Here is a 14,270-nt window from a genome sequence, read left to right on the forward strand (position 1 = left end):
TGTCTCGTATCGCATCAGGGAGTTGAAGCGATGGCTGCTTCACCGGCTAAAACTGAAAGAGTCCACAAGATCGGCGTTGTTCGCAACGCTGATCTGCGGGTGGAGAAGTACGTCAAGAGCCATGATTATCAATCATGCGAGCGAGAACGGATCGCGGCCGGGCGCGACCTTGCGTTGCAACGCGGCCTGCTGCAACGGCCTAAACCGAATCAAATTTACATTACTAAACGGAAGTCGACCGGCTATGGAGAAAACTAGCTGGGACGAACGGATTCCGACAACCATATTTATGCCTAGGAGATAGCTATGAATACGCCCCAAGACGATCTCATCAAGATGATCATCACTGAGATAACCTCAGCATTCGCGGGAAACCTGCAGCGCGCCCTCGATGCCAATGGCATAGATATCGACGGAGAGGACGTGCCTATCCCACTATTAGCGACCATAGCTGCAGAAGTGTTCCGGCAGAACAGCGAGGTAGCAGGAATTCTGGCGGATAGATTCGCTGGTGAAGACGACCAGAAACTTCTGCAAACGTGTCTCAACCTGCAGTCCAATCTAAATGCCCAAGCTAACTTACTCAAAGAGGTTTCAGAATCATGGCTCACCAAATGGCCAGATTTTGTTATGGGTTCAATTAGTGGCTTGGAAGACCAGACCGATTCGATTGCAATCGGATTAGGTGCTGAGGCGATTCTGAAGCCCGTGGCGCGCGGACTTGATCTTTTTCAGATGACCGCGGCCGCGCAGGAAGGGAATCTATCCGCCTCCCTGGGAGTAATTATAGGGTCTTATGTCACTCAATTAGCCGCTGGAGTAGGGGCCGGCATAGTTATCGCTGGTGGTGCCGTTTCTTGGCCTCTTGTGGCCGTAGTTGCAGGAGTAAGTTCAGTCGCCGGTATCTTGGCTGGGGCGGCCGCTGATACATTTATTGAAGACATGTACGCGCTCGCTCGGGAGCCAGAAGATGAGCGCGAATATGCATCACGCTTGATCACCGCAATGGTGGCAGGAGGCGGTGCGACCTACTTGCCGGAACTTGGTGATTATCTAGCCTTTGGTAAGGAAACTGACGATGTATTGGCATCTCAATATTTGGGGACTACTAGCAGCATATTGATAGGCGGAGGTGGGGACGACCTTCTATTGGGTGGGCTGTTTGACGATAGCTTGTCCGGCGGAGAAGGGAATGACAGCCTGCAAGGGGGGCGGAACTCCGACAATCTGATCGGCGGAGAAGGCGACGATATCTTGGAGGGCGGGGAAGGTAGTGATCTATTGCGAGGCGGCCAGGGTGTCGATATTTATAATTTCAGCTCAGCCGATTTTGCTTGGGGGGCGTCCGCCGATACTCTTATTGACGACGATGGCCGAGGCGAAATTAGATTCAATGGCGTGAATATAGTCGGATCCAGTGTTGATCATGTCTCACGGGACGGATTCTCATGGATCAGTAGTGACGAAGTATTCAGGTATTTGGTTCTAGGGTCCGAGGGGCAGCGAACGCTCGCGATCGTACATAGAGAATCCGGAGCTAGGATCCTGGTAGAGGGATGGAACAACGGTGATCTAGGAATATCGCTGCCAACCTATAATCAGCCGGGTTCGCCAGAGAACCCATTCCCGCTGACCAATGGCGACGATCTGATTGGACATGATGGCGATGACGATCCCGGAACCCCGGTCAGCGGCGACGATGTTATCTCAGGCCTGGCGGGAAACGATGGGATTGATGGCGGCTACGGCGACGACTGGATCGACGGTGGACTGGACGATGATTTGTTGTTGGGTGGCTCCGGCTCTAATCGACTGATTGGCGGTCTGGGCAACGACATCATCATCAACTATGCGAATGTCATGGATTGGGCGCCGTGGAACGATCCAACGTATGGCGATCAATTCGACGGACGTAGCGATGCGATTTCCCATGGCAATGGCTGGTTCGCCTACAACGCTATGGGCGCTACCGATGCCGACAATGCTCCGCAACACCTTCTCGGTTTGCAAATTGCGGCCTGGGGTATGGCCAACGGTAGTCCCGAGACTGAGACCGTCTGGGTCGACTTGGACCCCAATGTCTTCAAGAACGGCGACGACGACATCGACGCCGGCGATGGTTCCGATACGGCCTACGGTGGAGAAGGCGACGACAGGATTGCGGGCGGAACCGGTAATGATCTACTGATAGGCGGCACCGACAACGATTTCATCAACGGCGAGGACGGCGACGACTTGATCCTCGGCGACGACTTGACCTACGGCACCAGTTTCTTCTCTTACCTTTCGACGCGCGTTTCCAATACGGCGAATGCGTCCGGAAATGACGTGCTTGTAGGTGGATTGGGCAACGACCGCATCTCCGGGCAAGGGGGTACTGACGTCATCGACGGCGGTGAAGGCGACGACATCCTTTCTGGGGACCGCATTGATTTTGTGCTTGGCATTGCCATAGGCCAGCCGGTAGTGTCCGGTAATGATCATATTGATGGCGGTGCCGGCAACGACTGGATCTCCGGCGATGGTGGGGATGACACCCTCTCGGGAGGCACGGGTGCCGACACAATTTTAGGAGACTCCACCACGCTCGACGCAAGTGAGCACGGCAAGGACGTGATCAAAGGCGATGCCGGCAACGATGAGTTGTACGGTGGTGGCGGTAATGACGAGATCGACGGCGGCGCGGATGACGACATTGTCTCCGGCGAAGACGGCGATGATCGTCTGCAGGGGGGCGCAGGTCTGGATAGATTGATCGGCGGGCTGGGCAATGACTCGCTCAGTGGTGGCGACGGTAATGACAAGCTCTGGGGTGACGAGGGGAATGATCGACTGTCCGGAGACGCGGGAAATGACGAGCTTGTCGGCGGTGAAGGAAACGACTCCCTCGACGGCGGCGATGGCATTGACAAGCTCTGGGGAGAAGCAGGCGATGATTCCCTGAGCGGTGGGCTTGGGGATGATCAACTACAAGGCGGCGATGGCGTCGACTCGCTTTCAGGCGGCAATGGCGCCGATCAGCTGTGGGGTGATGCGGGAAACGACACACTCTCGGGCGGAAGTGGATTGGATCAACTGGCTGGTGGCTCCGGAAACGACTATTTGGACGGGGGCGCGGACGACGACATTCTGAACGGAAATGCCGGTAGCGACACGCTCGCTGGCGGAGATGGCAATGACAACATATCCGGCAATGAAGATGCCGATGAGCTCGATGGCGGCAGCGGAAACGATTATCTGGATGGCGGTACAGGCAATGATCTGATCACTGGCGCTGATGGTGACGACAGAATCTATGGCGACACTGGAAACGATACGATAGTCGGCGGGACCGGTAGCGATTTAATGACGGGCGGCGACGGACAAGATACTTTCTTCTTCGAGCGCGGCTTTGGAAATGACTATATCTATGTGTACGGTTCGGACGCCACGCCCGACGTAATCAGCTTTGGCAGCAGCATCGATGCCAGCGAGTTGGCATATTCCGTTCACGGCGATGATCTCATCATTCGCCTAGCAGGCACTGAAGACCAGATTGAGGTTGAGGGATATTTCGCTCCTGACGGAAACAACAACAACAGCGAACTTCTTTTTTCCGACGGCAGCGTGACGACGCGCGCTCAATTGTTTGCCACTCTTGGCATGAGCACACCAGTCGTTGGATCCGGCTCCATCGTGGGAACTGAGGCCAACGATAGTCTTTATGGGGGTAGCTTAAACGACGTTCTGCAAGGGTTGTCGGGCAACGACTACTTGAACGGTGGCTATGGAGACGATGTGCTCACTGGCGGCTCAGGCAATGACACCCTCGAAGGAGGGGCCGGCCGTGATACCTATCAGTTTGAATCCGGTTTTGGGATCGATAGGATTGTTCTGGGTGATGCGTACTACTACGGCCCTGACACCATCAAGTTCGGTGCCACTTTGTCTTGGCAGGGTGCCCAGCATACGGTGAATGGCAAAGACCTCTGGATAAGCTTCGTGCATGGTCCGGATTCATATGACGTAGTCATCCTGGAGAATTTCTTCCTGGAGGGCGCCAGTCACGTCATCGAGTTCGCCGATGGTACGCGCTGGACCGCCACGGATTATGGCTATGGACCACAGTGGCTAGGTACTTCAGGCGACGATGTCTACACCGGCAACCAGTACAACGACAAGATAAATGGCTTGGGTGGCAACGACATACTGCACGGCTCTGCCGGAGATGACTACATTCAAGGTGGAGATGGCAACGATACCTTATATGGCGAAGACGGCGATGATCGGCTGGCTGGCGATAACGGTAATGACGAGGCTCACGGCGGGCTGGGGAACGACGTCTATTACGGCGTTGAAGATATCCACGAACTGGAAGACGAGGGTATCGACACGGCCTATATCGGGGACGTGAACCAACCGATGACGTATACGTTGTCGGCGAACGTCGAGAACCTCATCTATACCTCATATAGCACTTCATCATATCCCTTCACGATCACTGGCAACGATGGTGACAATACCATCGAGATAATTAACGCCAGTGCTTGGGCCATCCACAGCGCCATCGTCGATGGCGGTGCAGGAGCGGACAAGTACATTTTCGGCGGCGATGCGTACGGGAGTCGGTACATCACGATCTACGTCGACAACATTGGGGATACATGGGAAGGCTACGATGTACATTCTGGAGGGGGGCGCACACCTGGCACCGACAGGTTCGCGATTTACAGCACCCTAAACATCGATTTCCAGTTCGACCAGTCCGTCCGAGAGTTCCGGAGCGTGGGCACCGAGGCGATCACCGTGATAGGCGATGGACGGGCGAACATTCTTGGCGGTAGTGCCAACAGTGCGGCCAACGTGCTGATAGGCGGAGGCGCGAACGATACGTACTACGCAGATGTTGGCGATGTGATCGTTGAGGGCGCCGGTGGCGGCATTGACACGGTTATGCTGGAGGCGGGTTCGATCACCGGAAACTACACCCTAGCCGACAATGTGGAGAGGCTAGTTTCTAGCATTTCTGGCGTCCTGTACGGAAACGACGAAGACAACAGGATCTCCTTCAGCTATGACAGTTATGGCGGCGGCACGCTGTACGGTGGCGGTGGCGCTGATTACCTCCAGGGCGGCTCGCAGGCGGTCTCGCTTTACGGCGGAACTGACAATGACAATCTCTCGGGCAGCAGCAAGGCGGACGTACTCAATGGTGGTACAGGCGACGACGAAATGAGTGGCGGCTATGGAGACGATGTGTATTACGTCGACTCCGTCGGGGACGTGGTCGTGGAATATGTCGATCCCGGAAGGACATATGACAACGACAAGGTGTTCAGTTCGATCGATTACGTCCTGGCGGAAAACGTGGAGCAGTTGGAACTGCTGGCAGGGGCCACGTCAGCGACGGGCAACGCCGGTTACAACACGCTTGTGGGCAACGATTCTGACAATATTCTGGAGGGTGGGCTGGGCCTGGACCAACTGCATGGTGGTTTGGGCGCGGACACGTACACGTACTCCATGGGGGATGGGTGGGACTATATTCACGAGAGCGAGAACGAACTTAACAAGGTCGACGTCCTCAGGCTAGCAGCCGGGATCACGACTGCCGATGTGCAGGTCCGGCGCACTGTATCCGATGGAACATACATCATGATCGGAGGCGAGCGGATCTATATCTCGGATGGCATCGACTACGCACATGAGCACGACCTCAACGAGATCTCGCGTCTGGAGCAGATTCACTTCGCCGATGGCACGGTCTGGAACGTGGACGAGGTGGTGCAGATCAACGCTCCTCCAGTGCTGGGTGCGGTGATTCCGCGGCAAGAGGTACTCAGGGGGCACCCGTACGTTTTCGTGCTACCTACGGGCACGTTCTTGAACGAGGCGAGCGAGCCGTTGACCCTAGATGTCAATTATCTTCCCGAGTGGCTGACATTCGATGTGCAGACTCAGACCTTCAGCGGCACGCCGCCCGTGGAGGCGTATGCATACGAGAACATACAGATCATGGCCACCGATACCTGGGGTCAGTCCGTCACGATCGACTTCGCTCTAGTGGTCCTTAACGAGATTACGGGTACTGGGGGCGCCGATACGCTCACCGGGACTTATGATCCGGACCGCATCATGGGCTTGGCCGGCAACGACATCATCGATGGTAGCGGCGGTAGCGACAGCATGCTCGGCGGCACGGGCGACGATATTTACACGGTGGACGATTACGACGATCGGGTCATTGAGTCGGCGGGAGAAGGTAACGACTTAGTGAATGCATCGGTGTCATATGTGCTGAGCGACCATGTTGAGCGACTGACCTTGACGGGGTCTTCTACGATCGACGGAACCGGCAATGCGCTCAACAACATGCTGGTGGGCAACAGCCGGCCTAATACGCTTCAGGGCCTGGAAGGCGACGATACGCTCGACGGAAAAGCCGGCGCGGACACTCTGATCGGCGGCATGGGGAACGATGCGTATGTCGTAGACAACGCCAATGATGTGGTGGTCGAACTTGTAGGCGAGGGTCTGGATGCCGTGACGTCCAGTGTGACGCACGTCCTCGCCCAGAATGTAGAGGATCTGGTGCTGAGCGGCTCAAACGGTATCTCCGGTTCAGGCAATGCATTAGACAACACCCTTACCGGCAATGGGGGTGCCAACACTTTACGGGGCTACGAAGGGAGTGATCTCCTCGATGGTGGCAGCGGTAGCGACACGATGCTTGGCGGTATCGGTGATGACACCTATGTCGTGGGCTCTACCGGCGACGTAGTGACTGAGCTGGCCAGTGAGGGTGAAGACACGGTTCGGTCTTCGATCGCTTACACCCTGGGTGCGAACGTCGAGCATCTCACGCTGATCGGTACGTCCGCAATCAACGGAACGGGCAATGCCATCGGTAACGTGCTTGTAGGCAATAGCGGCAACAACACGCTCACCACCTTGGGTGGCAACGACACACTGGAAGGAAAAGGCGGCACTGACACGCTAACCGGCGGCACAGGCAACGATGCATATCTGATGGCGCGCACCTATGGAACCGACACGGTTGTGGAGAACGACAGCACCGCCGGGAATACCGACGTTGCCCGCTTCCTCACCGGCATTACCTACGACCAACTATGGTTCAAGCGCCCGACCAGCAGCAATAACCTGGAGATCTCCATCATCGGCACGACCGATAAGCTGGTGATTAAGGACTGGTACCTGGGTGGGCAATACCGGGTGGAAGAGATCAGAACCGATGATGGTAATCGGGTGCTGTATGCGGCCGATGTCCAAGCGTTGGTGAACGCAATGGCAGGAATGACGCCTCCTCCGCTGGGTCAGACGACACTAACGACCAGCCAATCGAATGCGCTCGCACCCACCTTCTCCGCGACCTGGCACGATCAACCCGCGGGCGGACAGATGTTCAGCAGCAGCCTGCCTGCCATGGCCTCACCTGACATGGAAGCCGATGTCAGGACCAAGCCACTCATGATTTCCCGCGAGGGATATCTGGGCGACTACGCAAGGTCCGTGTCGGACTGCCACAACCTCATCATGGCAATGGGGATCGCTGGTCGGTTCGACAAGGAAGTATTCAATCCGCATGCAAACGAACACACATACTCGCTGATTCCCTAGAAGAATGCCTAGCGACCGGCGAGTAGCCGGTCGCTGGCAAGGCACTGCTATGCACTGCTCAGAAGTTAGCGTCGCTGAGAACCGCTGTGGTGAACAAAGGCATTGGTTTCGTCAGGCCTGGGTAAATGCAGCGCTGAAATCCGGTATGACTTTGATCGTGGATATTCCCCTGAAAGAGCATGCGTATGAGGCAGAGAAAGGTGTAGAGCACCAACTGCGGGAACCAAAGAGACCCATTTGATCGTTATCAGCGATATTTTTGTTGAGCCATTTATCCACATTCAAAAAAGGAAGAGGTCATGTATACGGACGAGCAAATTCAGAATTTAGTTGCGGAGCTTTCCAGAAATCTGGTCGCCCTATTCGGAAACGCAATCGAATCTGCTGGCTTGAGTATTGATAACCTTGGCGACGATACGCCTGACGAAGAAGTAGCTGGCGCACTGGTAACCGCACACACAACCGCTGCTAGGCAAGCAATTGAACTAGTGACGCTCTTCAGCGAACTGCCGGGATTATCTGAGAACGAAGCCTGGCAAGCGGCTTCGTCCAGGATGGTTTCATCCTTCAGCGCATTCATCGAGGGAATCGAAACTCCCGGTACAAACCTGGATAAGCTGCAATACGTCGTAGATTTCGTTAACGTGTTGAGTGCATTGCCTGTGCCCTACACAGGAGCGGCGCTCGGAGACACGCGATTGGGCAAGTTCTTCGGGCGGGCCGATAAGGTCCTCACGGGGTTAGAAATGATGGATGCCTTTCGCGACGGCGACCGCAGCAGGTTGGCGACAACCATTGCGATGGTTGCAGTTGGGTATGCCGTCGATGCGGTAATCGGCGCGGGTCTTGCGGTGATCGGGGCAGTTTCATGGCCCTTACTGATTATCGGCGCCGGCATAGCGTGGACGGTGAGCACCTTTTTTGAAGACGAAATAGAAGAGTTCTTTCAGTCCCAGTTTGCAAACGAAGAAACTGCCTTCGTTATTGAGCAATACACACGGCTGTACGGGGGGGAATTTGCGAATTTCCACAGTATCAACGCAGTTGCTCAGGTTGGCACAGCAGGGGCAGATGTTTCGTTTGGGCTCGCAGGGCGAGTAAACCTTATAGGTGGCGGCGCCGATGAAGACCTGCTTGTAGGGAACGATCTAACCGACATCCTGGGCGGTGGTTCCGGCAGCGATAGGCTGGAAGGTCGTGGAGGAGACGATATTCTGATAGCTGGCGACGATAACGACGTGCTAATTGGGGGCGTCGGGAACGACACACTTGAAGGAGGCGATGGGCACGACACGTATCGTTTCGTTTCAGCCGATTTTGCTGATGGCCCCACTAATGATGTGATTGCCGACGTCGATGGTTTGGGTGCCATCACATTCAACGGCAGCAATATCGCTGGAACCGTAGAGGGCTTTGGGGGAATAAGCCATGCGTCTCTCGGAGCATGGGAAACTGGCGACGGTATGTTCAGGATCTGGATTTCCAATGCCGGCCCCGACCAGACGCTGGTCTTCATGCATAGAAGTAGCGGCTCAACAATCGAGGTTCGGGGTTGGCAACAAGGTGAGCTCGGTATTTCATTGCCGGCACAACCGGACGAGCCAGAGCAGACCGGATGGGAAACAATCCTTGCTGGAGGAGTAGGTAACGACTACTTGCAGCTTTACTCGCCACAGGGGCAGCTAGGCAACCACTATATCGGAAGTGCGGGCGACGACATGATCTATGGCACCAACACGGTGCGAGACGATCTGATAGAGGGCGGGGCGGGCCATGATTTGATCTATGGGGCCGGTGGCAAGGATCAGATAGACGGAGGCTCCGGCAACGATCAAATTTCCGGATTCGCCGATGAGTCGGTAGTCTACGGCGGCGACGGTAACGACTTCATCGCTGCCGATATGTCGAGTTACGTCTTTTTGTTTTCGCCAACCCTGAGCGAGCTTTATCTGGCTTGGTCGCAGTTTCGTAGTCACTTGAACTGGGAACGACCAAACGAGTTCTTGTCCGACGAAGACCACAATCTTCGACTGTTTCTTGGGTATTCGCAGCTGGGCGCTTTCGACTTCACGACCGCTAATTTCCGCTTTGAAGGTACGTGGGGCGGAATTTTCACAATAGACGACCTGTCCACACCTTCACAAGATACTTCCTGGGGCGACATGTCAGGGAGCGGAAGTGATCAGAATACCTTCGAGATCATCAAGGGAGTGTCGCTCTATGGCGGTGCCGGAGACGACAGCATAAGCGGCAGTGCGGCCAGCGATTTTATCGATGGAGGGGACGATGACGATCTGATTGCTGGCAATGGTGGAAACGACGTGATTTCCGGCGGATATGGAGAGGACTCACTTGCGGGAGGCAATGGCGCTGACGGGATCGATGGCGGAGCTGGCGACGATCTCATCTTCGGCGAAGCCGATGGGGACTATATTTCAGGCGGAGATGGAAATGATGTGCTTCGGGGCGACGGGCACGCCGATGACGCCGCAGAGGAGGGCGGCAATGACGTAATGTTCGGTGGCATTGGCGATGACCAGATGCTCGGTCAGGGCGGCAAAGATACGATGTTCGGTCAGGAGGGAGTCGACCTGATGCTGGGGGGCGCAGGCAGCGACGAGTTGTATGGTGGTCAGGACAACGACGAGCTGCAGGGAGGCAGCGGCATTGACTATCTATATGGAGAAGAAGGAAACGATCTACTGTTCGGTGAGGCGGGCAATGACTACTTGCACGGCGGCGCCGGCAACGACTCTCTCTCTGGCGGCGAGGATGATGACAGGCTTCATGGCGCTGAGGGCGACGACCAGCTGTCGGGTGGCGTCGGCGACGATATGCTAACGGGAGGAGCGGGCGCGGACCATCTTGACGGCGGGGCGGGCAAAGATAGCCTGGATGGCGGAGATGGGAACGATCAGTTGGCAGGATTCGAGGACGATGACGTAATCAATGCCGGCAACGGAGATGACCTGGCGAATGGTGGAGTCGGAAATGACCAGATCAACGGTGGGCTAGGTAAGGATCAGCTCGATGGAGCGGATGGCGACGACGTAATCGATGGTGATGCTGGCGATGACCTTATCTATGGAGGAATCGGTAATGATCGGGCAAGCGGCGGCTTAGGGAACGACCAGATTTACGGCGCCGATGGCAACGACCGTTTAGAGGGTGGAGAAGGCGGTGACCATGTGAATGGCGCGGCCGGCGACGACACTCTTGTCGGGGGGGGCGGAAACGATTTCCTTGTGGGCGGTGCCGGCAACGATACTTACTTTTTCGAGCGGGGCTGGGGCAGCGATGTTATCCAGCAGATGGGCGCGGCGGATTCAGGCATTGATGTCATCAGCTTCGGGGTCGGTATTGAAGTCGCCGACCTGTCGTTCGCGGTGTCAGGCGAGAGCCTGGTCATCCGTCTGATAGGAACCGACGACATCATTACCGCTGCTGGCTATTTCAGTCCGAATGCCTCGGCTAGTCTGGCTTTTGCCGACGGTAGCGTAATCACGCATCAGGATCTTGTGCAGAGTCTTGGAGTAGCGATTGGAGCGGGCAGCGACGACGTTATCAATGGCACTTCAGGCGACGACCACCTCTACGGAGGCGATGGAAATGACACGATATATGGCCTGGCCGGTAATGACCGGCTCTATGGCGAAAACGGCAACGACACGCTGCTCGGCGGGGTTGGCAACGACATTCTGGAAGGTGGGGCGGGTAACGACACCTACCATTACGATGGCTTCGGATACGACACGATTCTAGGGCTTGCGGATGCGAACGCGGGTTCGGACGTCGTCCAAGTCGCCCTGACTTCGAGCAGAATCAGCAACTTTCAGATCTCCGGTAATGATCTAGTTATCGGGTTCACCAACGCCAACGGTGCGCCAGGTGGGTTGTTGATGGCAGGCTTCATGAACGCGGGTAACGGCAGGCACCGCGTGGAGTTCGCCGATGGCGCGATCCTTACGGTCGAAAATTCGGCTCTCAACATCGCTCGCACCGGTACCGCCGGAAATGATGAGTTGAGGGGAGACGATTCCGCCGACACGTTGACGGGGTATGCCGGAAACGATCTCTTGATGGGCTATGCGGGCAACGACACCCTAAATGGCGGCAGTGGCCTGGACTGGCTGTACGGTGGCGCTGGCGATGATGTCTATCGCTTCGAAACAGGAAGCGAAGTCGACACAATTTACGAGGACCGTGGCGAAGGATTCGACATCATCGAGATAGGTGCGGGAATATCGGCCGACGATGTGACCGTTTCCAATACCTTTGACGGCGTTCAACTGATAGTCAATGGAACGACCGATCGCATCCTATTGCCGGGTTTTGTCGATCATTACAACTATCAGGTGGGTTCCCATATCCCAAGTCAGGAAGGCGGTATCGAAGAGGTGAGATTCGCAGACGGAACTGTCTGGAATTATGCCGAGCTCGTCAGGCGGCTGTTGCTTGGAACGGAATCGGACCAATCCATCATCGGAACGGAAGTTAGTGACGTGATCGATGGTGCAGGCGGCGATGACTCTATCAATGGGAGTAATGGAAACGACATCCTCACAGGGGGATCTGGTCATGACTATCTACAGGGCGGTCACGGAAACGATGTCTATAGATTCGAGCTTGGTTCGGGAGTCGACGTCATATCGCACGAATATACTGGCGGCGATGACGATACTGACTACTTCGATTCGATCGAATTCGGGTCGGGCATATCGCCGGACGGTATTTCCTTCGTGCGTTCCGGCGACGATCTCGAAATCGTAGTAGCGGAAACTGGAGGAGCCGATAAGATCGTCCTTTCCATGTACTTCAATAGCGAAATTTTGTTTTCCCAGATAAATAGCTGGATCAACGAGATCAGATTTGCCGACGGTACGGTATGGGATCTTTCCGAAATCCACAGGCAGATGGCTGAAGGCACCAAATACGACGATACCTTCAAAGGCACGGCAGAGGATGATGTGGTTACCGGCCGCGCTGGAAACGATGAGCTGTACGGACAGGGTGGCAATGACAACCTGGATGGCGGCGATGGCAACGACCGCCTGAATGGTGATGCGGGCAACGACATGCTTAGCGGCGGTGCGGGTGACGATGAGCTTGACGGCGGTGACGGCTACCACGATGAGGACAGCGGCAACCTTGTCTTAGTACCCGATACCGATACATTGGAGGGTGGGGCAGGCAATGACACATTGAAAGGCGGCATATTCCAGGATACGTACGTGTTCAATCGAGGCGATGGTCAAGACATCGTCCTGGAATACGGCAACGAGTATGGGAGTGATAGCTATAGTGAAGGTCTTGCTGAAACGGATATCTTCCGCTTCGGCGAAGCTATCTCGGTGTCCGATCTGGAAGTGACGCAGGAATACGACGACCTGGTGATACGCCTTGCAGGAAGCACGGACCAGATCACTTTTTCCAACTGGTTCGCTGGCGCTGAGTACCGGGTCGAGCAATTTCAATTTGCAGACGGCACCGTTCTGAGTGCGAGCGATATTCTGACGGCGCCGTCAACTGGAGGCGACGATGACCTAGTGGGCACCGATCAGGACGACTACATCGATGGCCTTGCCGGCAACGACGTGATATCCGGTCTTGCCGGCAACGACGACCTCGTCGGAGGTGAAGGAAATGATGTTCTGATGGGCGGTAGCGGTAAAGACTTCCTGGAAGGTCAGAATGGCGATGATGCTTATCGCTTCCAGCTTGGTGACGGTGTAGATCATATCTACAACTATGACGAAGCTTTCGATGGGTCCGATTTCGACGTGGTGGAGTTTGGCGCCGGTATCGCGCCCGGCGACATCGTACTGAGTGGGGAAGATTATGGCCTTAGATTGCAAGTCGCCGGAACGGATGACGCTCTGGTGATCGATTCGTACTTCTCCGAGTACATGAATGGGGAAAGCGCCTACCGTGTCGACGAGATCAGATTCGCAGACGGAACGGTTTGGAACCAGACAGCAATTGCTGGCATGATTTCCGGCATGGTTGTAGATAAAATAATCGAAGGAACAGCTGACGATGACGCGTTATGGGGAGGCGCCGGAAACGATGCCTTATATGGCGGATACGGCAGCGACACTTATCGGTTTGAAGCTGGATTCGGCCAAGACATCATCAATGATGGTAGCGAGAACAGCGAAGAAGTTGACGTCGTTGAGTTTGGTGCCGGCCTATTGGCCTCTGATTTTGTCGTTAGCCAGAGCGGCCAGGACCTCATACTTGCCGGTGCTAATGAGAGTTTGACGATACAGGCGTATTTCTACGAGGGCGACGATTTCTATTATCGTATTGATCAATTTAGATTCGCGGACGGCACAGTCTGGGACCACGCCCAGATTGCGCAGATGCTCTTGCCCGGTACCGAAGCCGGCCAGACCCTATCCGGCAGTACGCAAGATGACAGGGAGGCTCACGACATCCGAGAATCAGGAGCTGATATCCAGACTAAGCCGCTCATGATTTCCCGCGAGGTGTATCAGAGCGACCACGCAAGGTCTGTGTCGGATTGCCACAACCTCATCACGATGATGGGGATTGCCGGTCGGTTCGATAGAGAAGCATTCAATCCGCACGCAAACGAACGCGCGTACTCACTGATTCCATAGAAGAATGCCTAGTGGCCGATTCTTGATCGG

Annotated in this window: 3 protein-coding genes; all 3 read left to right on the plus strand. The window is 55.5% G+C overall.

What is annotated here, in order from left to right; all coding sequences use genetic code 11:
* Positions 1 to 30: 30 nt before the first annotated feature.
* Entirely contained in the window at positions 31 to 258 is a 228-nt protein-coding gene (locus tag AC1DTQ_RS08635) for a hypothetical protein (RefSeq protein WP_477849102.1), read from the plus strand.
* 48 nt (positions 259 to 306) lie between these two features.
* Complete coding sequence (locus tag AC1DTQ_RS08640) at positions 307 to 7,617, plus strand: calcium-binding protein (RefSeq protein WP_477849103.1); 7,311 nt, start codon at positions 307 to 309, stop codon at positions 7,615 to 7,617.
* Between the two features lie 299 nt (positions 7,618 to 7,916).
* On the plus strand, positions 7,917 to 14,240 hold the full coding sequence (locus AC1DTQ_RS08645; protein ID WP_477849105.1) for a calcium-binding protein: 6,324 nt from the start codon (positions 7,917 to 7,919) through the stop codon (positions 14,238 to 14,240).
* Positions 14,241 to 14,270 lie beyond the last annotated feature (30 nt).

It is taken from the genome of Pseudoxanthomonas sp. P4_B2 (assembly GCF_056402315.1).